Source organism: Nonomuraea sp. 10N515B (genome assembly GCF_052245915.1).
Lineage (GTDB): Bacteria > Actinomycetota > Actinomycetes > Streptosporangiales > Streptosporangiaceae > Nonomuraea.
The window spans coordinates 145,023-166,200 of record NZ_JBQQBQ010000021.1 but is presented as its reverse complement, the minus strand read 5'-3'; the positions used below and the strand labels follow the sequence as shown (position 1 = coordinate 166,200).

General features: G+C 71.0%; 17 protein-coding genes. 9 read left to right on the top strand and 8 right to left on the bottom strand.

Features of this window, described 5'->3' with window-relative positions; translation table 11 throughout:
- Nucleotides 1-245: 245 nt before the first annotated feature.
- From ACTWQA_RS29395 to ACTWQA_RS29375, 5 genes are all read left to right on the top strand, one after another.
- Complete coding sequence (locus tag ACTWQA_RS29395) at nucleotides 246-2,333, top strand: beta-galactosidase (protein ID WP_443162292.1); 2,088 nt, start codon at nucleotides 246-248, stop codon at nucleotides 2,331-2,333.
- A gap of 226 nt (nucleotides 2,334-2,559) precedes the next feature.
- Nucleotides 2,560-5,010 (top strand): sensor histidine kinase, encoded by a 2,451-nt coding sequence (locus tag ACTWQA_RS29390; RefSeq protein WP_443162291.1) that lies wholly within the window; start codon nucleotides 2,560-2,562, stop codon nucleotides 5,008-5,010.
- Complete coding sequence (locus ACTWQA_RS29385) at nucleotides 4,991-5,416, top strand: roadblock/LC7 domain-containing protein (RefSeq protein WP_305915280.1); 426 nt, start codon at nucleotides 4,991-4,993, stop codon at nucleotides 5,414-5,416. Before ACTWQA_RS29390 ends, ACTWQA_RS29385 begins: the two co-directional genes overlap by 20 nt.
- Nucleotides 5,413-5,760: a DUF742 domain-containing protein gene (locus ACTWQA_RS29380; protein WP_305915279.1), complete on the top strand. Its 348-nt coding sequence runs from the start codon at nucleotides 5,413-5,415 to the stop codon at nucleotides 5,758-5,760. The genes ACTWQA_RS29385 and ACTWQA_RS29380 overlap by 4 nt, the downstream gene beginning before the upstream one ends.
- A complete protein-coding gene (locus ACTWQA_RS29375; protein ID WP_305915278.1) occupies nucleotides 5,741-6,322 on the top strand; it encodes a GTP-binding protein in 582 nt (193 codons plus the stop codon). Before ACTWQA_RS29380 ends, ACTWQA_RS29375 begins: the two co-directional genes overlap by 20 nt.
- An 18-nt stretch (nucleotides 6,323-6,340) precedes the next feature.
- Here ACTWQA_RS29375 and ACTWQA_RS29370 read toward each other — a convergent pair whose 3' ends face one another.
- The 4 genes from ACTWQA_RS29370 to ACTWQA_RS29355 are packed head-to-tail and all read right to left on the bottom strand — an operon-like array spanning nucleotide 6,341 to nucleotide 10,494.
- Nucleotides 6,341-7,984 (bottom strand): thiamine pyrophosphate-binding protein, encoded by a 1,644-nt coding sequence (locus tag ACTWQA_RS29370; RefSeq protein WP_443162290.1) that lies wholly within the window; start codon nucleotides 7,982-7,984, stop codon nucleotides 6,341-6,343.
- Between the two features lie 13 nt (nucleotides 7,985-7,997).
- Nucleotides 7,998-8,768 (bottom strand): amino acid ABC transporter ATP-binding protein, encoded by a 771-nt coding sequence (locus ACTWQA_RS29365; RefSeq protein ID WP_443162289.1) that lies wholly within the window; start codon nucleotides 8,766-8,768, stop codon nucleotides 7,998-8,000.
- Entirely contained in the window at nucleotides 8,765-9,604 is an 840-nt protein-coding gene (locus ACTWQA_RS29360; protein ID WP_443162288.1) for an amino acid ABC transporter permease, read from the bottom strand. Before ACTWQA_RS29360 ends, ACTWQA_RS29365 begins: the two co-directional genes overlap by 4 nt.
- Nucleotides 9,601-10,494 (bottom strand): ABC transporter substrate-binding protein, encoded by an 894-nt coding sequence (locus ACTWQA_RS29355; protein ID WP_443162287.1) that lies wholly within the window; start codon nucleotides 10,492-10,494, stop codon nucleotides 9,601-9,603. Before ACTWQA_RS29355 ends, ACTWQA_RS29360 begins: the two co-directional genes overlap by 4 nt.
- Before the next feature lie 104 nt (nucleotides 10,495-10,598).
- Here ACTWQA_RS29355 and ACTWQA_RS29350 point away from each other — a divergent pair, with 104 nt between their 5' ends.
- On the top strand, nucleotides 10,599-12,053 hold the full coding sequence (locus tag ACTWQA_RS29350; protein WP_443162286.1) for a PucR family transcriptional regulator: 1,455 nt from the start codon (nucleotides 10,599-10,601) through the stop codon (nucleotides 12,051-12,053).
- Nucleotides 12,054-12,068: 15 nt separating this feature from the next.
- Here ACTWQA_RS29350 and ACTWQA_RS29345 read toward each other — a convergent pair whose 3' ends face one another.
- Nucleotides 12,069-13,199: an acyltransferase family protein gene (locus ACTWQA_RS29345; protein WP_443162285.1), complete on the bottom strand. Its 1,131-nt coding sequence runs from the start codon at nucleotides 13,197-13,199 to the stop codon at nucleotides 12,069-12,071.
- Nucleotides 13,200-13,284: 85 nt separating this feature from the next.
- Between ACTWQA_RS29345 and ACTWQA_RS29340 the strand changes: the two genes are divergently transcribed.
- The gene (locus ACTWQA_RS29340) at nucleotides 13,285-13,887 is read left to right on the top strand and encodes a TetR/AcrR family transcriptional regulator (protein ID WP_443162284.1); all 603 of its coding nucleotides are present in this window, start codon (nucleotides 13,285-13,287) and stop codon (nucleotides 13,885-13,887) included.
- Entirely contained in the window at nucleotides 13,884-15,503 is a 1,620-nt protein-coding gene (locus ACTWQA_RS29335; RefSeq protein ID WP_443162283.1) for a CocE/NonD family hydrolase, read from the top strand. The genes ACTWQA_RS29340 and ACTWQA_RS29335 overlap by 4 nt, the downstream gene beginning before the upstream one ends.
- A 79-nt stretch (nucleotides 15,504-15,582) precedes the next feature.
- Here ACTWQA_RS29335 and ACTWQA_RS29330 read toward each other — a convergent pair whose 3' ends face one another.
- The 3 genes from ACTWQA_RS29330 to ACTWQA_RS29320 all read right to left on the bottom strand — a co-directional run bounded on the left by ACTWQA_RS29330 (nucleotide 15,583) and on the right by ACTWQA_RS29320 (nucleotide 19,754).
- Nucleotides 15,583-16,869, bottom strand: coding sequence for an RNA polymerase sigma factor (locus ACTWQA_RS29330; protein WP_443162282.1), 1,287 nt, complete (start codon nucleotides 16,867-16,869; stop codon nucleotides 15,583-15,585).
- Entirely contained in the window at nucleotides 16,866-17,210 is a 345-nt protein-coding gene (locus tag ACTWQA_RS29325) for a YciI family protein (RefSeq protein WP_443162281.1), read from the bottom strand. Before ACTWQA_RS29325 ends, ACTWQA_RS29330 begins: the two co-directional genes overlap by 4 nt.
- A gap of 129 nt (nucleotides 17,211-17,339) precedes the next feature.
- Nucleotides 17,340-19,754, bottom strand: a complete 2,415-nt coding sequence (locus ACTWQA_RS29320; RefSeq protein ID WP_443162280.1) for a sensor histidine kinase — start codon at nucleotides 19,752-19,754, stop codon at nucleotides 17,340-17,342.
- A gap of 398 nt (nucleotides 19,755-20,152) precedes the next feature.
- Between ACTWQA_RS29320 and ACTWQA_RS29315 the strand changes: the two genes are divergently transcribed.
- Nucleotides 20,153-21,145: an ABC transporter substrate-binding protein gene (locus tag ACTWQA_RS29315; protein WP_327589981.1), complete on the top strand. Its 993-nt coding sequence runs from the start codon at nucleotides 20,153-20,155 to the stop codon at nucleotides 21,143-21,145.
- Nucleotides 21,146-21,178: the final 33 nt, after the last annotated feature.

The following is a 21,178-nucleotide window of genomic DNA, read 5'->3' as shown; positions in this document are numbered from 1 at the left end:
GGCCGCGACGAAGAAAGACGACCCGTCTGCCCGACGGGCGCCGAGGAAGAACACGACCTGTTGGCCCGATGGGGCGCCGACGAAGAAAGGCGACCTGTCGGCCCGTCCGGGCCGCGGTGACGAAGACGACCTGTCAGTCCACCACCGGGCCGCGACGAAGAGAACGATCCCGGCGGCCCCGCCGGGCCGCGACGAAGAGAAGGGAGGAGCGGCGGGCCTCGCTCGTCGAGGCCGCCGCGCCGACGATGAACGCCGTACCTGACGATGTCACGCCGGTCTCCGGCACCGCCGGAGCCCCGTCCCCGGGCGAGCGGCTCTGGCGCCGGCTGGGCGGCGTGGCCTTCGGCGGCGACTACAACCCCGAGCAGTGGCCGGCCGAGACGAGGGCGGAGGATCTGCGGCTCATGGCCGAGGCCCGGGTGAACCTCGTCACCGTCGGCGTGTTCGGCTGGGCCCGCGTGGAGCCGGCACGCGGAGCGTACGACTTCTCCCTCTTCGACCAGGTCCTGGATGACCTGCACGCGCACGGGATCACCGCCGACCTGGCCACCATGACCGCTTCGCCGCCGCCATGGCTCGTCCACGAGCATCCTGAGATCCTGCCGGTCACCGCGGACGGCACCGTGCTGGGTCCGGGCGGGCGCCAGCACTTCTGCCCGTCCAGCCCGGTCTACCGGGAACGGGCCGCGCTGCTGGTGGAGCGGCTGGCCGCCCACTACCGGGGCCATCCGGCCCTCGGGCTGTGGCACGTCGGCAACGAGTACGGCTGTCACATCCCCGCCTGCTACTGCGAGGTGTCGGCGGACGACTTCCGCCGCTGGCTGCGGGAGCGGTACGGCGACGACGTCGAGGCACTGAACGACGCCTGGTCGACGGACTTCTGGTCGCAGCGTTACGCGTCCTTCGACCACATCCGCCCGCCCCGGGTGGCTCCGACCTACCCCAATCCGGCCCAGCAACTCGACTACCTGCGCTTCAGCAACGAGGCGTTGCGCGCCTGTTTCGACCTGGAGGCCGGCATCCTGCGGCGGGTCACCCCTGAGGTGCCGATCACCACGAACTTCCTGATGGGGCTGAAGGCCGTGGACGTCTTCGACTGGGCGCCGAGGCTGGACGTCGTGGCGGTCGACTCCTACCCCGACCCCCACGACGAGCGGCCGCATCTGTTCCCCGGCCTGGTCTACGACACGATGCGCGGCGCCGGGGGAGGGCGGCCCTGGATCCTGATGGAGCAGGCGCCGAGCGCGGTGAACTGGCGGGCCAGGAACGCGATCAAGCAGCCGGGCCAGATGCGGCTGTGGAGCTGGCAGGCCATCGCACACGGCGCCGACGCGATCCTCTACTTCCAGTGGCGGCAGTCACGGGGCGGCGCCGAGAAGTTCCACTCGGGCATGGTGCCGCACGCGGGGCCCGACAGCCGGGTCCACCGCGAGATCGCTGCGCTCGGCAAGGAGCTGGCCTCGGTGCCCGACCTGGTCGGCACGCGGGTCCGCAACCGGGTGGCGATCCTGCTCGACTGGAACAGCTGGTGGGCGCTGGAGCTCGATTCCCATCCCTCGGACGGCGTGCGCCAGGAGGAGCGCCTGATCGACCACTACGGCCCCCTGTTCGACCTCGGCGTGGGCGTGGACGTGGTGCCGCCCTCGGCCGACCTGGCCGGCTACGCGCTCGTCGTCGTGCCGAACCTGTACCTCTTGTCGAGCGAGGACGCGCAGCGGATCTCGGCGTACGTCTCCGGCGGCGGGGCGCTGGTCGTCTCCTTCTTCAGCGGGATCGTCGACGAGCACGACCGGGTCCACCTGGGCGGTTATCCGGCGCCACTGCGTGAGGTCCTTGGGGTGCGGGTCGAGGAGTTCTGCCCGGCGGCCGAGCGCGAGACGTTCCCCGTCCGCGGCTACGGGGCGCTCGCGCACCTCGAAGGGGTTGCCGACCTGTGGCGCGAGGATCTCCGGCTGGCCGGCGCCGAGCTGGAGATCGCCTTCGACTCTCCGGACTGGGCCGGCCGCCCGGCGGCGACCCGGCACGAGTTCGGCCAGGGGGCGGCACGCTATCTCTCGACCCGGCTCGACCCGGCCACCATGCGGGCGGTGCTCGGTCGGGCGCTCGCCGAAGCGGGAGTGACTCCCGTCGTCGAGGGCCTGCCTGCCGGGGTGCAGGCGAGCGTCCGCGAAGGCGTCGGGCGCAGCTTCCTGATCTTGCTGAATCACACCGGCGACAAACACGACATCACCCTCCCCGGTGGGTGGACCGCCGCACTCGACTCATCCGGGGAAGGGGGCGGCGTCGTCACCCTGCCCCCCTCTGGCGTCACTGTGCTCCGCCGAGTCCAATAAGCATCACTCTGCGTGAGATCTCCGTCGTAACGGTCACGAACCGTGCGCTGACAAAGAGTCAGCACGACTTTCGGGACAATTGTTCGCATCCGTACCTTGAAGTCCATCTGCCCCATGGGCATAGTGGACCAACCACAGGCGTCCCAGTCGTGGCAGGCACTCTCGGGGGGTACCGGCCCACGACTGCCCAGAGGCGCACCACCCCGTGCGGAATTGGACAAGATGGATGAGCTCGCCCCCGACGATCCGTACCAAGCTGCTCAGGATCCTCCTGCTCCCGCTGGTATCCATGGTCGCTCTGTGGGGGTTCATCGCCTACTCCAGCGTGGCGGAGATCGTCACGGTCTCCCAGGCGCAGGACCGCTGGGAGGAGATCGGGTCGCCGGTGCTGCAGCTGATCGTCGAACTGCAGCGGGAGCGGCAACTGTCCGCCGAGGCGGCGGGCGACACCGCGGCGTCCGTGCCGCTGGCCCACCAGCGGCGGGTCACCGACGCCAAGGCCGAGCAGCTGCGCCAGGTCATCGGATCCGTTGACGTGACCTCGGACGGTGCGGAGACGCCCGCCCAGGTGCGGGCGCTGTTGCAGGCGCTCGACGGGTTACGGTCGCTGCGTGAGTCCGCCGACGGGGGCGTGCTGGCTCCGCCGCTGGCGATCACCGACGCGTACAACAAACTGATCGATGTCGCCAACAAGCAGTTCAGCGACCGCGACGCGCTGAGCGACGTCTCGTCCTTCCGCTCGGTGCGCGGGATGGCCGCCTACAACGCCGCGGGGGAGTATCTGGGCCGGGAGCACGCGGTGCTCACCAGCACGATGGTGGTGCGCAGGATGACGCCCACCGACCGTGCCGCGTTCGTCGCCGCGTTCACCAGCCGCCGGATCGTCTTCGCCAACGCCGAGCGTGACGTCGACGCCGATATGCAGGTGAGGCTCAACAAGCTCGTCGAGAGCGCCGCGTACAAGCGGCTGCTGGACATCGAGGACGAGCTGTTCACGTGGGACACCAGCGGTGGCGCGCCACCTGTCGACCCCGTCGAGTGGAAGAGCGACGCCGACTCCATGCTCGGCGCGATGTACCTCGACACGCGGCATGAGCTCAACCATGTCGAGGCCCAGGCGGCGGAGCAGAAGACCGGGGCGTACTGGCGGATCGGGCTGGTCCTGGTCCTCGGCCTGGCGGCGGTGCTCGGGTCGGTGGCGCTGTCGTACCGGTTCGGCCGCTCGCTGATCGACGAGCTCAAGAGACTGCAGGCGTCGGCGGCCGAGATGGCCGAGCAGCGGCTGCCCCGGCTGGTCGAGCGGCTGCGCCGTGGCGACGACGTGGACCCGGCCACCGAGGCCCCCGTCCTCGACCCGGCCGGCACCGCCGAGGTCGATCGCCTGGTGCACGCCTTCTCCGAGGTGCGCCGCACCGCGGTCGAGGCCGCGGTGGGGCAGGCGAGCCTGCGCAAGGGCGTCGGCCAGGTCTTCCTCAACCTGGCCCGGCGTAACCAGGCGCTGCTCCACCGCCAGCTCGCCCTGCTCGACACCATGGAGCGGCGGGCCGACGAGCCCGAGGTCCTGGAGGACCTGTTCAAGCTCGACCATCTGACCACCCGCATGCGGCGGCACGCGGAGAACCTGATCATCCTGTCCGACTCCGCCCCGGCGCGCCGCTGGCGTGACCCGGTGCCGCTGTTCGACGTCGTCCGCGCGGCGGTGCTGGAGGTCGAGGACTACACCCGCGTCACCGTCACGCCGATGCCGAACGCCCCGCTGCTGGTCGGTACCGCGGTCACCGACGTGATCCACCTGATCGCCGAGCTGGTGGAGAACGCCACCGTCTTCTCCCCGCCCGACACGAGCGTGCAGATCCGCAGCATGACGGCGGCCAACGGCTTCGCGCTCGAGGTGGAGGATCGTGGTCTGGGGCTGAGCCAGGCCACCCTCGACGAGATCAACGCCCGGCTGGCCCAGCCGCCGGAGTTCGACCTGGCCGACAGCGACCGGCTCGGGTTGTTCGTGGTGTCCAGGCTGGCCGCGCGGCTCGGCATCAAGATCATGCTGCGGCGCTCGCCGTACGACGGGACCACGGCGATCGTGCTGCTGCCCTCCGCGTTGCTCGCCGGCGCCGAAGCCCCGGCCGTCACAGCGCCGCAGCGCTCGCCGCGACCGGCCGACCACGCCGCCCGTCAGGGTCGGCCGGTGCGGGCGCTCGGCGCGGCGCAGCCCGGCCTGGACGAGGGTACGCCGGACACGCCCGAGGTCGCGACCTGGTTCGAGGCGAACCCCGCGCTGAGGCCGCGCCAGGCGAACGGCATCGGGCCGGTGAACGGGCCGGCACCGGGCAACGGGTCCACCGCCGAGCCGGGCGCCGGCCCCGCGCTGAGGCAGGCGCACGGCGCCGCCAGGCCCCCCGCGCCGGACGTCGAGTGGAGCGTCACGGTGCCGCCCCAGGAGACGACCGAGGACCTCGACGGGCTGCCGATGCGGATCCCGCAGACCAGCATGGCTCCCCAATTGCGTGCCACCAGGCGCGTGGAGCCGCGCGCGGTCTCGGTGCGCTCGCCGGAGGAGCACGCACAGCTCATGTCGTCCATGCAACGCGGCTGGCAGCAGGGCCGCCACCAAACGGAGCAGGGACAAGACGTGTGGAATCGAAAGGACGACCATCCCGATGCCCGACCCCAGAAGTGAACTGAGCTGGCTGCTCGACGACCTCACCCAGCGCGTCCCCGGCATCCGGCATGCCATCGTGCTGTCCGCCGACGGGCTGGCCATGGGCGGATCCCGGGAGCTCACCCGGGAGGACGCCGAGCACCTGTCCGCCATCTCCGCCGGCAGCCACAGCCTCGCTATGGGCGCGGGACGGCACTTCGGCATGGGCGGTGTACGGCAGACGATCATCGAGCTGGAAGGCGGCTTCCTGTTCGTCACCGCGGCGGGCCAGGGCGCCAGGCTGGCCGTGCTCGCCTCGGGCGATGCCGAGCTGGGCATGGTCACGTACGAGATGGCGCTCATGGTCAAGCGGGTGGGCGAGCACCTCACCGCACAGCCGAGGGGGGCGGCACCGGCACCCGCCTGGAACGGCGCGAGAGCGTGACAGGGGAGGATCCCGGGCCGCTGATCCGGCTGTTCGGGCTGACCGGGGGCAGGGCGCGCCCACAGGGCGAGACGTTCGACCTGGTCGCCATCGTCACGACGGTCGGCGGCTCGTACGAGTCGGAGCTGATCCCGGAGCATCGCGCCGTGCTGTCGTTGTGCCGCCGGCCCACGCCGGTGGCCGATGTCGCGGCGCACCTCAGGCTGCCGCTCAACATCACCCGGGTGATCCTGGGCGACCTGCGACGCGAGGGCTTTGTCACCATCGAGCGCCCGCGCCCGGTGGCGCAGACGATCGACGAACGCATCTACAGGGAAGTGCTGCATGGACTACGCAGCCTCTGAGCCGGGGACGACCGCGGTCGCCTCGGCCTTGGCCATCAAGATCCTCATCGCGGGTGGCTTCGGCGTCGGCAAGACGACCATGGTCGGCACGATCAGCGAGATCCGGCCGCTGCACACCGAGGAGTTGCTGAGCGAGCGAGGCGTCGGGGTGGACGACACCTCGGGCGTGGAGACCAAGACCACGACCACGGTGGCGCTGGATTTCGGCCGCATCACGATCCGCGAGGGGCTGTGGCTGTACCTGTTCGGCACGCCCGGGCAGGACCGGTTCTGGTTCATGTGGGACGAGCTGGCCCTCGGCGCGCTGGGCGCGGTCGTGCTCGCCGACACCCGCCGCCTGGAGGACTGCTTCCCCGCGGTGGACTACTTCGAGCAGCGCGGCCTTCCGTTCGTGGTCGCCGTGAACTGCTTCGACGGCGCCCGCCGCCACGACCCGGCGAAGGTACGGCGGGCGCTCTCACTGCACGAGATCATCCCCATCGTGTTGTGCGACGTGCGCGATCGCGAGTCGGTCAAGCGGGTGCTCACCACGCTGGTCACGTACGCGGTGGAAGGCCCATGACCGTGCGGACGGTTCGTCTCATCCCAGGTGCGTCGGGGCGAACATGCGCAGGGTCGCGGGCAGGACGATGACGCTCGGTCCCGGCGTCCGCAGCGCCCGCGCGAGGTCGCCTTCCAGGTCCGCCGGGGTGGTACGGCAGGCGGGCACGCCGAAGGCGGCCGCGAGCGCGACGAAGTCCGGCCTGGCCAGCTCGGTCGCCGTGGCGACGCCGAACGCGCCGGTCATGTACTCGCGCAGGATGCCGTAGCCGCCGTCGTCCACGATCAACCAGGTCACGTCGAGGTCATGCTGGCGGAGCGTGGCCAGTTCGGCCAGGCCGTACATCGCGCCGCCGTCACCGCTGACCGCGAGCACCGGCCCGCCGGTGGCGGCGGCCGCGCCGAGCGCCGCGGGGAGCGCGTAGCCGAGCCCGCCCGCGCCCTGCGCCGACTCCATCGGCCGTGGCCAGGCGGACCAGGCCCAGTACGCGAGGATCGTCATGTCCCAGAAGCTCAGCGCCTCCGCCGGCAGCGCACGGTCCACGGCCGCGAGCAGTGCGCGCTCGACCGCAAGGTCCTGTGCGTCCAGGCGCGCGGCGACCCGCGCGAGCACGTCACGCACCGCATCCCGCGCCGCCGGCCCACGGCCGGGCTTCGACACCGCACCCTTGACGGCCGGCGCCAGCGCCTCCAAGGCCAGGCGGGCGTCCGCGTGGACGGCCAGCGCCGGATGGTTGGATTCCAGCTTGCCGAGGTCGGCCTCGATCTGGATGACGCGGCCGTGTGGCCGCATCGTGTGGTAATTGCTGGACAGTTCCCCGAGGCCCGAGCCGACCACCAGCAGCACGTCGGCGTCCTCCAGGAACGCCGTGAGCTGCCGGTCCTCCAGCCACGACCGCAGCGACAGCGGGTGCTCCCAGGGAAAGGCGCCCTTCGCGCCGAACGTGGTGGCGACTGGTGCATTCAGCTCCTCGGCCAGCTCCAGCAGAGCCGCCTGAGCGCCGGCGCGGACCACGCCACCGCCGGCCAGGATCACCGGGGCGCTCGCCTGGGCCAGCAGGTCCGCCGCCGCGGTGACGAGCTCGGCCCGCGGGGTGAGCGGCCTCGGCGCCACCCGGAGATCGGCGACTGTGGGAAGGTCGGTCGCGCCGAGCAGCACGTCCTGCGGGATCTCCACCCAGACCGGGCCGGCGGGCGCGGTGAGCGCGGCTTCCCACGCCTGCGCCAGCGCCGGCACGATCTGACCGGCTGCCCGCACCACGTGGACCGACTTCACCACGTCACGGAAGGACGCGGCCTGGTCGGGCAGTTCGTGCAGGTAGCCCTTGCGCCCGCCGCCCAGCCCGTCCGCCGGGATCTGGCTGCTGATGCCCAGGACGGGGACGCTCGCCGTACGGGACTCCATGAGCGCGGGCAGCGTGCCCAGCGCGCCCGGGCCGGTGGACACCAGGAACGGCGTGACCGAGCCGGTCGCACGGGCATGCCCGTCGGCGGCCAGCGCGACGCTCACCTCTGTCCGGCACCCCACGTAACGCAGGGGTGCTCGGCGTAGTGCGTCGAACAGGCCGAGCGCGTGCTGCCCCGGCTCGCCGAAGACCGTGGTGGCGCCGAGCGCGGCGAGCGACTCGACGACCAGGTCGCCGCCCGTCCGCACGGGTTTCGGCGTGGATTCGACGGATCCCATGAGGTCCTTTCGCCTAAAGGACCTTGGCCAGGAAGGCCTGGGTCCTGTGGTGCCGGGGATTGGCGATCAGCTCGCCGGCCGGTCCCGCCTCGACGATCATCCCGTCGTCCATGAAGACCACGTGGTCGGCCACCTCGCGGGCGAATCCGATCTCGTGCGTCACCACGACCATCGTCATTCCCGCGCCGGCCAGGTCCTTCATCACGTCGAGGACCTCGCCGACGAGCTCGGGGTCGAGCGCGCTGGTCGGCTCGTCGAACAACATCAGCTTGGGCTGCATGGCGAGGGCCCTGGCGATCGCGACCCGCTGCTGCTGACCGCCGGAGAGCTGGGCGGGGTAGTGGCCGGCCCGCTCCTCCATGCCGACCCGCCGCAGCAGGTCGAGCGCCGCCTGCCGGACGGCCTCGCGGGGCCGGCCGAGCACGTGCAACGGCGCCTCCATGACGTTCTCCAGCGCCGTGCGGTGCGGGAAGAGGTTGAAGCTCTGGAACACCATGCCGATGTCACGCCGCTGGTCGGCCACCTCGCGCGGGCGCATCTCGTACTTCTTGCCGCCGGAGCGGCGGTAGCCGACCAAGTGGCCGTCGACCCAGATCTCCCCGCCGTCGAGCCGTTCGAGGTGATTCACGCACCGCAGGAACGTCGACTTGCCCGAGCCCGACGGGCCGAGCAGGCACACCACCTGGCCGGGGTGTACCGTCAGGTCGATGCCCTTGAGCACCTCGACTTTCCCGAAGCTCTTGCGTACGGCCCGCGCGACGAGCAGCGGCGTCACGTCACTCATGCGTGCCCCCCGAGTCGCCGTTCGAGCCTGGACTGGGCGAAGGTCAGCAGCGTGGTCAGCACGAGATACCAGATGCTGGCGACGATCAGCAGCGGGATCTGCTGGAAGTTGCGGCCGTAGATCAGCTGGGCGCTGGTCAGCAGGTCCGGCAGGCCGATGACCAGCACCAGGGACGTGAGCTTGAGCATCGAGATCGTCTCGTTCGCGGTCGGAGGCACGATCACCCGGGCCGCCTGGGGCAGGATGACCCGCCGGTAGACCAGCACGGGCCGCATGCCGAGCGCCTCGGCGGCCTCCCGCTGCCCCCGGTCCACCGAGCCGATGCCCGCCCTGACGATCTCGGCCATGTACGCGGCCTCATTCAGCCCGAGGCCGAGGATGGCCGCGGTGAACGGGGTGATCAGCGTGTTGACCGGCGCGGAGATGAACTCGGGCCCGAAGGGGATCCCCACGCTGATCCGCGGCATCACCGCGCCGAGGAAGAACCAGAACAGCAGCTGGACCAGGATCGGCGTGCCGCGGAAGAGCCACACGTACGCGGCGGACACCCAGCGCAGCAGCGGGTTGTCCGAGAGCCGCATGATCGCCAGAGCCGTGCCGAGCACCACGCCCGCCAGCATGGCGAGCACCGTCAGCTCGATCGTGAGCAGCAGCCCGCGCATGATCGACCGCTCGAAGAGGTAGCCCGCCACCAGGTCGAGCCGCAGGGCCGGGGTGGTCACCACGAAGCTGACCGCCATCGCGGCCAGCACCGCGAGCACCGCCGCGGCCACCCACCTGCCGGTGCGCCGCAGCGGCACGATCGGCTCGGCCGCGTGCTCCTCGACGCTCGTCATGAGCCCGCGTTGATCGCGGCGTCCTTGAACGCCTGCGCCTGCAGGTTCCACTTGGCCAGCAGCTGGTCGTAGGTGCCGTTCGCGATGACCTTCTTCAGCGCGGCCTGAACGGCGTCCCGCAGCTGCGGCTTGCTCTTGGGGACGGGGATGCCGACGGGCAGCGGGTCGATCGCGCTCACCGCGACCTCGAACTGCTGCGGCGCCTGCTTCACGCTGTAGGCCAGGGTCAGGTCCAGCGCGGCGACCATGTCGGCCCGCTTGGACTGCAGGGCCTGCACGGCGCTGGCCTGGTCGGGGAAGGGCACCTTCTCCACGGCCGGCTTGCCGGCGTCGGCGCACTTCTTCGTGACGTCGTCCACGAGCAGGTCGCCGGTCGCGGCCTTCTCGACGGCGACTTTCTTGCCGCACATGTCGAGGACCTCCTTGACGCCCTGCGGATTGCCCTTGGGCACCATGAGCGCCGAGCCGGACTTGAGGTAGTCGACGAAGTCCACCTGCTGCTGGCGCTCCTTCTTGTCCAGCATGCTCGTCAGGCCCAGGTCGTAGCGGCCGGCGTTGAGCCCGCCGATGATGCCGTCGAAGTTGACGTTCTCGAAGGCGAATTCCACGCCCAGCACCTCGCCGAGGGCCTTGCCCAGGTCGGCGTCGAACCCGAGCACGGTCTTGTTGTCGGTGTCGAAGAACTCCATCGGCGGGAAGGAGACACCGGAGGCCACGCGCACCTTGCCGGCCTGCTGGACGTCCGCCGGGAGCAGCTTGGCGATCGCCTCGTCCTTCGCGCCCGCCAAGATCTGGGTCGTGGGGGCGGCCGTGGTCTCCTCGGGCGCGGCGCAGCCGGCGAGAGCCAGGCCGACGAGGCCGGCGAGGGTGATGGCAAGTGCTCTTCTCATGTGGTGCCCGTGCCTTCCCATACAGGTGGATGGCATTGAGTGTGGGGGGCGTACCGCGGACCTTCAATCGGGGTAGACCTGAAGACGCGCCATATCCTTTGTGGGTGACCACAAAAGTGTCGGTGGAGGACCTGCTGCGCTCTCCCGCTCTCCAGCTGCGGCTGCTGGCCGGCGAGGCGGGACTGGGGCGGTCGGTGTCGTGGGCGCACGTCAGCGAGCTCGACGACCCCACGCCCTGGCTGCTCGGCGCGGAGGTCATCATGACGGCGGGGATCGCGATCCCGCGCCAGGCCGCCAAACAGCGCGCCTATCTGGAGCGGCTCGACGACGCGGGCGTGTCCGCGCTCGCCCTGTCGGCGCAGCTGCACGTGCCGCCGCTGCACGATACCTTCTTCCAGGCCGCCGAGGAGCGGGGGATGCCCGTGCTCGAGGTGCCGCTGGCGGTGCCGTTCATCGCGATCGCCCAGGAGGTGGCCGCGGCCGTGCAGGAGGACGCCAGTCAACGCCTCGGCGCACAGCTCCAGGTGTTCGGCGCGCTGCGCTGGCTGGCGGCCGAGAATCTCGGCACCGCGACCTTGTTCAAACGTCTCGAGCAGCTGTCCGGCTATGAGGTCTACCTGTGCACCCCGCAGGGGCGGCCGTTGTTGCCGGGAGTGCCGGTGCCCGATCTGGCCGTGCTCCCGTCCCAGCCGGAAGCGCCGCCCACCATTCCCGGCGGCTTCGTCCTGCCCGTGCCGGCGCCGGGCGGGCCCGCGGGCTTTCTCGTCGCCTTCGAACGCCAGGGCGCCAGGCCCGCCGGCCTGGCCGTGGTGCAGCACATCGCCACCGTGGCCGCCCTGCAGGTGGCCATGGCCCGCCACGAGCGCGAGACGCTGCGCCGTCAGGGCGCGGAAACCCTGTCCGAGCTGCTCCAGGACGTCCTCGATCCGGCCACGGCGCGGCGGCGGCTGGTCAGGATGGGGCTGCCCGTGGACGCCGAGCTGGCCCTCCTCGTGATCAGGAACGTGCCCGACGAGGCCATTCACCGCGCGCTCGACGATCAGCCGCACCTCATGCTCCGCAGGGGCGAGGACCGCTACGTGCTCGGCTCACCCGCCCTCGAGGCTGCCGTCGCGGCGCTGCCCGACGTGGCGGCGGGCATGAGCAGGCCGTTCGCACCGGGGGAGTCCCTGCAGGTCCCCAAGCGGGAGGCGGTCTGGGCGGCGTCCTCGGCGTCGGAGTCGGGGCGCGCCCTGGTCCACTACGGGGACGACACCACCGGCAGGTGGCTGCCCGACGACCCGTGGGCGCTCACCGCGCTGGTCGAGAACGTGCTCGGCAAGGTGCTCGCCTACGACTCCGCGCACGGCTCGCAGCTGCTGACGTCCGTGCGGACCTGGATGGAGCGTGACCGGCGCACCGAGGACGCCGCGGCCGCGCTGCACATTCATCCCAACACGCTGGCGTACCGGCTGCGCAGGTTCGCCGAGCTGACGGGCCGCGACCTGTCGTCCACCGCGGCGTTCGCCGAGGTGTGGCTGGCGTTGCGAGCCGGGCGCCAGCTCGGTCTCCTGGACTGAGGTCCCGTTCGCGCCTCAGGAGCGGGAAAGGGGCTGGTCGCGGCGGACCAGGCGTTTGCCGAGGCGCTGGGCCGGCGCCTCGATCAGCTGGTACGAGGCGACGCAGAGCGGGAGGAGGACCACGAAGTACAGCACCAGGTCCGGCAGCACGTACAGCAGGAGCGGGTGCAGCAGGTAGAGGGAGAAGCTGATCACGCCCAGCTGTGGCAACCAGCGGGGGAACGCCCGCCGGCGCAGCGCGTACGCCAGGGCGAAGGCGCCGAACGCCAGCACGATCCCCGGCGCCCAGGCGGGATCGTCCTTGGCGGGCAGCGCGCATCCCAGCACCGCCACCACCGCCACGCCGGCCGTGCGCCAGGAGATCGTCCCCTGCTCGGCGCGGTAGACGGCGGTCCCCGCGAACATCGTCGCCAGGATGATCATGCCCTGCCAGGTACCGGCCCGGCTGCCCAGGACCACGAGCGCCAGCCCTAGGAGACCGCCCGCGACCGCCGCCGCCGTACGGGCCCTGCCGCGCCCCAGCATGGTCACCGCGATGGCCGCGACGACCGCCAGGCCGAGCGACGCGGCAGCCAGGTCGGCCCGGCCGCCGATGCTCGCCCGGGGGAGCAGCAGGCCCACGGGCACGGCGGTCAACGCCAGGGCGACGGCGATCCCCGCCGACCGGTGTGCCTGCCTGACGGTGAACAGCGCGACGCTCATCAGGTAGAACGCCATCTCGTACGACAGCGTCCACGTCACGCTGATGACGGCGGGCAGATTGAGCAGTTCCTGCAGCATCGTCAGGTTGCCGAGCACGACCAGGGGCGGCGGGCGCTCGCCGAGCCCGGGATGGAGAGGCAGCACGCCGGCCTGGGCGAGCAGGAGCGTCAGGCAGCAGGCGGCGAGCAGGAGGGGGAGGAGGCGGAAGGCCCGGCCGGTCCAGAAGGCACGCAGGTCGCCGCGCCGCTCCAGGGAGGCGGGGATGATGTAGCCGCTGACGAGGAAGAACACGAACACGCCCCACGTGCCCAGATCGATGCGCCGGTCCACCTCCGCCCAGAGGCCCGGGACGAAGGTCCAGCCGGCGTGATGCATCGTGACGGCCAGCGCGGCCGGTCCCCGCAGGGCGTCCAGCCAGGCCAGCCGGGCGGGGGCCGCGAACATCTGCGGGAGTCTAGACCATCGGCGCTCGCACCCCTAAATAATTGACACTTGCCTTCTTATTTACATGTGTCCATTATCTTGAGGTATGCCACTGCAGTCGGGCGCGCTCGCCCCCGCACAGGACCGCCGGGTCCGGCGTACGCGCTCCGCTCTCCTGCGGGCCGCCGTCGCCCTGGTCGCCGAACGAGACACGGCGGCCGTCCCGATCGCCGACCTCGCCGCGGCCGCGGACGTGAGCAGGCAGGTGGTGTACCAGCACTTCGGAGATCGCGACACGCTGCTGCTGGAGGCCGCGCTCGACCTCGCCCGGCGCGAGCTGTTGCAGCGCATCGAGGACGCCTCGCCCTCCGGTGACAGGCGTGGCCCGGCTTTGGCCGCGATGCGGCATTTCGCCGAATACCGGGCCTTCTACCGGGCGATGTTGACCAGCTCGATCGCGTTCGCCCTGAACAAGGCGCTGTCCGAACTGCTGATGCCGGTCAACAGGCGGCTCGCCCGCCGGATGGGCGGCGATCGGCTCGACCCGCGCACGGCCGACGACCTCACCCTGTACCTGACCGGCGGCGCGGCCGCCTTCGTCAATGCCTGGCTGGTGGAGGGGGACGATCCGCTCGACCCCGAGGAGTTCACCGAACGGCTCATGCGCATGATGCACGTCCTCCTCGAGCACAAGGAACAGGACCGATGAACATGATCAGTCATCTCCTCCAGCGCTGGCTGAAGCTGCCCCCGCCGGTGACCAGGAACCTCGTCGTCCAGCGGGATCTCCGGGTGCCGATGCCCGACGGGGTCGAGCTGCTGGCCGACCGGTGGACTCCGCGGGCCGGGGGCGAGGCGCTGCCGACCGCGCTCATCCGCTCCCCGTACGGCCGTCGGGGCGTGCTCGCCAAGGCCATGGCCAGGCCGCTGGCCGAACGCGGATTCCAGGTGCTGATCCAGAGCACCCGCGGCGGCTTCGGCTCCGGCGGCGCCTTCGACCCGCTGCGCCAGGAGCGCGAGGACGGCCTGGCCACACTGGACTGGGTGACGAAACAACCCTGGTTCGGCGGCTCCATCGTCCTGGTGGGCCTCAGCTATATGGGGTATGTGCAGTGGGCCGTCGCCGACGCCCTGCCTCCCGAGGTCAAGGCGATGATCCCGCAGGTGACCGAATCGGCGCTGACCCTGGAGTTCCTCCGCAAGGACGGCATGTCACTGGAGACGCCGTTCGGATGGGGCGCCCTGATCGCCGTACAGGAACGACCCTTGGCGATGCTCCGGCAACCCTTCCAGGCCAAGAAGATCCGCCGCGCCCTGAGCACTCTCCCGCTCAACCAGGCCGACGTCGCCGCCGTCGGCCGCCGCTCGGACTACATCCAGGACATCCTCACCCACGACGCCGACGCCCCCCGCTGGGCCGGCCTCGACCACAGCGACCGGGTGGCCCAGGTGACGGTGCCCGTCAGCTCGATCGGCGGCTGGTACGACATCTTCCTGCCCGGCCAACTCCGCGACTTCCGGATCCTGCAGGAGGCGGGCCGGCCGGCCAGGGTGACGATCGGGCCGTGGACGCACACGGCGTTCAACAACACGGCGGTGCTGGAGGCCATCGAGTTCGGGCTCGCCCATGCACGCGGCGAGCAGCCCCCGCACCGCCTGCCGGTGCGGCTGTTCGTGATGGGCGAGGAAGCCTGGCGCGACTTCGAGACCTGGCCGCCGCCCGGCTACGCACCGCAACGTTTCCACCTCCAGCCGTCCGGCGCGCTGTCCACCGAGACGGCCGGTGACTCGGCGCCCGACCGGTACCGTTACGACCCGGCGGACCCGACGCCCGCGGCCGGGGGCGTGGTCATGAACGGCGGCGGCCGCGTCGACAACGGGTCTCTGGAGGCCCGCGCGGACGTGCTGACCTACACCACCGACGTGCTCGAGGAGGACGCCGAGGTCATCGGCGAGGTCGGCGCCGAGATCTGGTTCCGCTCCAGCCTGCCCTACGCCGACGTCTTCGTCCGGCTCTGCGACGTCGACCCCCGCGGCCGCTCGGCCAACGTCTGCGACGGCCTGGTCAGCCTGTCCGGCGCCGAGGAGATCACTCGCGCCACCGTCAAGCTCTGGCCGACCGCGTACCGCTTCAAGCGCGGCCACCGGATCAGGGTGCAGGTCTCCAGCGGCGCCTTCCCCCGCTACGCCCGCAACCCCGGCACCGGCGAATCCCGCGCCACCGCCACCACCCTCCGGGCGGCGGACCAGGAGGTCTACCACGACTCCGCACACCCCTCGGCGGTCATCCTGCCGATTCGAAGCGCCGGATCCACTGGTCAGTGAAGGGAGTCTTGCCGCGCCGTCTCCCCAGCCCACCGGATGATGGCCCGCGCAGTCAGGTCGGCTGACAAGCATCCGACGGCTATGTGGAGAGCTGGGCGGCGCGGTCGAGCAGGGCTCGGCGTTCGGGTTCGAGGTGGGAGAGGGTGGCGGCCCGCCGGAACAACGCCGCGGCGCGATCCCGGTCGCCGTGGCGGGCGGTGAGGTCGGCCTCCGCCGCGAGGGCCGGCGGGTAGTCGTCGAGCGCGCTGCCGGCGCGGGCCGCCGCTAGCAGCCTCAGCCCGGCCGCGGGCCCGTGCGCGTAGCCGTGCGCCACGGCACGATTCAGCTCGATCACCGGTGAGGGTTGGATGCGGGCGAGCTCGTCGTACCAGGTCGCGATCATCGGCCAGTCGGTGGCGTCGGCGGAGGCCGCCGTGGCGTGGCAGGCGGCGATCCTGGCCTGCAGCGCGTACGGGCCGTCCTGCCGCGTCCTGGCCAGGACGTCCAGGCCCTCGGCGATCGCCGCGTGGTCCCAGCGAGACCGGTCCTGCTTGTCGAGGGTGAGCAGATTGCCGTCGGCGTCGCGGCGGGCGTCACGCCGGGAGTGCTGGAACAGGAACAGGGCCAGCAGTGCGGAGATCTCCGGCTGATCCGGCATGAGCTGCTCGAGCAGCCGGACGAGCCGGATCGCCTCGTCCGCGAACGCGGGCTCGCCGCCGGCGTCGTAGCCGCGCGTGAACAGCAGGTACAGCACGGCGAGCACGCCGGGCAGCCGCTCGGCCAGCGCCGGGCCGGTCGGCACCCGGTACGGGATGCCGGCGTCCGCGATCTTCGTCTTGGCCCGGGTCAGGCGGCGGGTCATGGTCGACTCGCTGACGAGGAAGGCCCGCGCGATGTCGGCGGTCGGTATCCCGCAGATCGTACGGAGCGTCAATGCCACGCGTGCTTCGAGCCGGAGCGCGGGATGGCAGCAGGTGAAGATCAGCCGTAGCCGGTCGTCCACGACGTCCTCCTTCCGCATGGGGGCGGGACCGGTGTCGGTGGTGAGTGCGAGGGAGGCCAGCTCCTGCAGCTTGCGGCGCTCGGTGGAGACCCGTCGCAGGACGTCGATGGCGCGGTTGCGGGCCACCGTCATGAGCCAGCCGCCGGGGTTGGCGGGGATGCCCTCCGCGGGCCAGCGTTCGAGGGCCAGCGTCAGTGCCTCCTGCGCGCAGTCCTCGGCCAGCGTCCAGTCGCCGGTGACGCGGATCAGCGTGGCGACGATCCGCCCGAAGGCGTCCTTGCCGACGACGCCGACGACGCCGGCCACCTGCGCGACGACGTCCACGGCCTCCCCGCCTGCGGCGGCTTGCGCCGCGCCGCCGCAGGCGGGGCTCGTGCCGGTCACGCCGATCGGTGCGGCAGGTCGGCGAACGGGCGCAGCTCGATCCGTCCTCCCCGGGCCATGGGGTGGGTGCGGGCGACCTCGATCGCCTCGTCCAGGTCGGCGCATTCGAGGAGGTCGTAGCCCACGATCACCTCTTTGGTCTCCGTGAACGGACCGTCGCTGACCAGCAGCTCGCCGTTGCGCACCCGCACCGTCGTCGCCGCGGTCGTCGGGGCCAGCTCGTGGCCGTCCAGGCGCCGCCCGCGGGTGTCGTTCTCCGTCACCCACGTGTCGATGTCGGGCAGGCCGGCCTTGTCGGTGTCCGGCTCGGTGTCGGTGCAGACGAACATCATGTACTTCATCTCGCGCTCCTTCGTGTCAGGATCTCACCCCTATGACGAACGGGTGCCGCGCTTCCGGACAGGCGCGGTGAAAACTATGCGCGGTTCAGAAGACAGGCACGCAGGGCGGCGGCGACCCTTGTCCCTCGGTCAGGAGGTGAAGGGCGGGAGGTCGCCGGTGCTGATGCGGGTGCGGGCCTGCCGGCACCCCTGCTGGAAGCTGCTCAGGCGGCTGCGGATCAGCTCCGGCGAGAGCCGGGGGATGGGGGCGACGCCTCGGGGTGCGGACGCGGTTTCGGCTGCGCCGGGCACCAGATTGGCCTTGGGGACGCGTTTCGGCAGGCCGGACGGGGTGGCGCCGGCGTTGGACGGGGTGACCACGGCCTGGGCGGCGCTCCACCCGGCGTCGGCCTCGGCCGAGCCCCACGTCGCGCCGCCGCCGTTGCCGCGCTCGAACCAGGCCGACTGCACCTGCGCGAAGATCGGCAGGTAGTCGTCGTCAGCGGCCGAAGCAGGCAGGGTGACCGGGATGGGGCCGGTCACGGTCGCTGCGTCGGTATTCGTCCGGGGTGTCCAGCGGCTGGCCGACGCGTCAGCATCCGGCCGGGGCAGCTGGCCGCCGGACGCCGCATAGGGGAGTGGGCCGGGGCGCGTTCTGGTGGGGCGGGGATACGCGGGGACGGGTGCGTGCAGCCGTGCGTCGGGCAGGAGCACCATGGCGATCAGGCCGCCCGTCTCGTGGGGACGCAGGTGCACGCGAATGCCATGGCGGTAGGCCAGCCGGGCCACCACGTACAGCCCCATGCGGCGCGAGACCGACACGTCCACCTCGGGCACACGCGCCAGGCGCTCGTTGGCCCGCACCAGCTCGTCATGGGTCATGCCGATGCCGGTGTCGGCGACCGACACCATGATGCCGCCCTCCATCCTGCCGGTGGAGACGACCACGCGGGTGTCCCGCGGTGAGAAGGACACCGCGTTCTCGATCAGCTCGGCCAGCAGATGGACGGTGTCGTTGACCGCCGGCCCGGCGAGCGCGCCGTTCACGGTGATCTTGACGGCGACGCGCTGGTAGCCCTCCACTTCGGACAGGGCGGCGCGGACGACGTCGGCCAGGCCTACCGGATGGTTCCACCGCCCGGGCGGTTCCTGGCCGGCCAGGATGAGCAGGCTCTCGTTGTTACGCCGCATGCGCGTCGCCAAGTGGTCGAGTGCGAAGAGGTCGGCCAGCCGCCGCTCGTCCTCCTCGCCCTGCTCGAGTCCGTCGATGAGCTTGATCTGCCGCTGTACCAGCGTCTGGCTACGCCTGGACAGGTTGACGAACATGGCGTTGATGTTCGCGCGCAGCCGGGACTCCTCCCCGGCCAGCCGGATGGCCTCGCGATGCACCTCGTCGAAGGCCCTGGCCACCTCCCCGACCTCGTCGCAGGAGTCGACGTCGATGGGCGCGACGGTGAGGGTCGATTCGTCGCTGGTCTCGCGCAGCCGGCGCACCGTCCTGGGCAACCGCATGCCGGCGATGTCCAGGGCCTCCCGGCGCAACCTGCGCAGTGGTCTGACCAGGGACTGGGCCACGAAGGTGGTGATCAGCAACACGAACAGCAGGAGCAGGAGGATGTAGGCGGCGGCCACGATGGCGTCGCGGCGGGCGGCGTCCTCCAGGGTCCTGCTCTGCACGATGATCGATGAGCCGAGCCGCTTCTGCACCGTCCCCATGCCGTCGACGGTGCCGCTCATCGCCGCGAACCAGAAGCCGGCGTCGTCGTCGCTTTCCGGGGCGATGTCGATCGGACCGCTCTGCCCGGCCTGCGCGAGGGCCCGCAGCCGGATCACTTCGGCCCGATCGACCAGCGTGCCGGTGACGGTGTCGTCGTACGCCTGCCGATCCTGCTGTGTGGCCACCGACCGGAAAACCTCCAGCTCGCTGTCCTGCTGGGCCCGGGCGGCCATGTACCGGTCGAGCTCACCGCTCTGGAAGCGGCCCGCCGAGGCCACCGCCGCGAGCAGGCCGCGCTGCTGTGACGCGGCCTCGCGGCCCTTGGCGAGCGCGGACAGCGCGCGCACGTGCGCGGCCAGCGCCTCGTCCTCGCCGCCCTGGCCGATCTCGTCGTGGAACTGCTGGAAAGCGCCGATGATCGCGGCGTACCTCGTCAGCGTGGGCAGGGCGAGCACCTCGGTCCTCAGCACCGTGGTGCGGGCCGCGTCGATCTCGGGCAGGCGGGTGAGGATCTGGCGGCTGAGCGTCCAGGCGCTCTCCCCGTGGTCGGTGGTGACCGCGGCGGCCTTCGCGCGCAGGGCGGCGGCGGCCTTGTCGACCACGGCGAACTGCGCGCGCAGCGGCTCCTCCCGCTCCGGTGTGCGACCGGCGGCGATGTAGTGCATCGCCAGGTCCCGTTCGAGCGCGAGCTGATGGGTGACCTCGGTGATCGATGCGCTGAGCTCGGCCTTGTCCAGGATTCGGTCGTACTGGTCGGCCGCGTTCCATGAGGTGATGACCTGCTGTGCCCCGACCAGGACCCCCAACGCGGTCGGGATGAGGATCAGTGCGATCAGCCGCGAGCGCACCTTCAAATCGCGGAGCCGGAATCTACGAGGACGTGGGCTCTTCGTCCGGTTATGCGCTGATTTGGGGGCTAAATGAGGGCTGGCAGGACGAATGTCCACAGTCGCTGGATTCACCCGACTGGCTCCCTCTCACCGAAAACGCGTCTTGGTACCGGAGGTGCTTCATGCACGTCCTTGTGCAAGGAGAGCCATTTGAGCATAGCGGGAGAAGATGGACCAGTCCCGCCAGACTTACAAAATTTCTGACTTTTAAGAAAATCCCCGATTGACTCTGATTTCGGACATGTGGTGACAAGCGGTGACGATTGACTGAGCCGTTCATCAGGATCCTTTCATGACAATCCCCATAGCGGGTAAGATCACCGCCCGGCCTTTCTTGACCCGGCAAGGGGGAACTCATGGAATCGGGGCCCGCTCTCCGGGCTTGGCTGGCGGTGCTCGGCACGATCCTCGTGACCGCGGCGTGCACCGTGGTGGCCACCGGGCCGGTGCCGAGCAGCCCGGCAGGGTCCGGCGGCCTGGAGAAGACCTCGCTGCTCATCGGCATCAGCCCCACGCCGTCCTCCGCCGGGGTGTTCATCGCGGACCGCAAGGGCTTCTTCAAGGAAGAAGGCCTGACCGTCACGATGGAGACCATCCAGGCGCCGCAGGCGGTGATGCCCAGGATCCTCAACGGCGACATCGACGTCTTCAAGGGCAGCTACGTCTCGCTCATCAACGTTCAAGGCAGCGGCACGGCGCGGCTGAAGATCCTCTACGATGCGCTGCAGGCCTCGCCTGGCATCGCCGGCGTCGTGGTGCCGCGCGATTCGGAGCTGCAGAAGGCGCAGGACCTCAAGGGCAAGACGATCGCCGTCAACTCGCTCAACAACCTGGGCACGATGTCCGTGAGCGCCCACCTGAAGCCCTACGGCCTGACGCCGGAGCAGGTGAAGTTTGTCGTCGTGGACTTCCAGAACCAACTGGTCGCGCTCAAGAACGAGCAGGTGGACGCGGCGTGGATGGTCGAGCCCTTCCTGTCCAGCGCCCAGAACGCCGGGGTGCGGCTGCTGCTGGACACCAACACCGGGCCGACCGACAAGCTGCCGATCGACGGGTGGGCCGCGACGGAGGACTGGGTGCGCCGGCATCCCAAGACCGCGGCCGCCTTCCAGCGAGCCCTGGCGAAGGGGCAGGCGCTGGCCGCGACCGACCGCGTCCTGCTGGCCGAGACGGTCGCCGGCTACACCCAGACACCCAAGGAAGCGGCGATGACCATGGCGATGGGGACCTTCCCCACCTCGCTCAACCCCACCCGCATCCAGCGCGTCTCCGATTTGATGTTCGAGTTCGGCTACCTCAAGAACAAGGTCGACGTAGCGTCGATGGTGGCCGCCGGTCCCGGCCGGTAGCCGCGTGGCGCGCTCCACCAAGGAAGGCAGTGG

Coding starts and splice junctions, on each gene's coding strand:
- ACTWQA_RS29395 (WP_443162292.1), top strand. CDS start 246: ATGAACGCCGTACCTGACGATGTCACGCCGGTCTCCGGCACCGCCGGA.
- ACTWQA_RS29390 (WP_443162291.1), top strand. CDS start 2,560: ATGAGCTCGCCCCCGACGATCCGTACCAAGCTGCTCAGGATCCTCCTG.
- ACTWQA_RS29385 (WP_305915280.1), top strand. CDS start 4,991: ATGCCCGACCCCAGAAGTGAACTGAGCTGGCTGCTCGACGACCTCACC.
- ACTWQA_RS29375 (WP_305915278.1), top strand. CDS start 5,741: ATGGACTACGCAGCCTCTGAGCCGGGGACGACCGCGGTCGCCTCGGCC.
- ACTWQA_RS29370 (WP_443162290.1), bottom strand. CDS start 7,984: ATGGGATCCGTCGAATCCACGCCGAAACCCGTGCGGACGGGCGGCGAC.
- ACTWQA_RS29365 (WP_443162289.1), bottom strand. CDS start 8,768: ATGAGTGACGTGACGCCGCTGCTCGTCGCGCGGGCCGTACGCAAGAGC.
- ACTWQA_RS29360 (WP_443162288.1), bottom strand. CDS start 9,604: ATGACGAGCGTCGAGGAGCACGCGGCCGAGCCGATCGTGCCGCTGCGG.
- ACTWQA_RS29355 (WP_443162287.1), bottom strand. CDS start 10,494: ATGAGAAGAGCACTTGCCATCACCCTCGCCGGCCTCGTCGGCCTGGCT.
- ACTWQA_RS29345 (WP_443162285.1), bottom strand. CDS start 13,199: ATGTTCGCGGCCCCCGCCCGGCTGGCCTGGCTGGACGCCCTGCGGGGA.
- ACTWQA_RS29340 (WP_443162284.1), top strand. CDS start 13,285: ATGCCACTGCAGTCGGGCGCGCTCGCCCCCGCACAGGACCGCCGGGTC.
- ACTWQA_RS29335 (WP_443162283.1), top strand. CDS start 13,884: ATGAACATGATCAGTCATCTCCTCCAGCGCTGGCTGAAGCTGCCCCCG.
- ACTWQA_RS29325 (WP_443162281.1), bottom strand. CDS start 17,210: ATGAAGTACATGATGTTCGTCTGCACCGACACCGAGCCGGACACCGAC.
- ACTWQA_RS29315 (WP_327589981.1), top strand. CDS start 20,153: ATGGAATCGGGGCCCGCTCTCCGGGCTTGGCTGGCGGTGCTCGGCACG.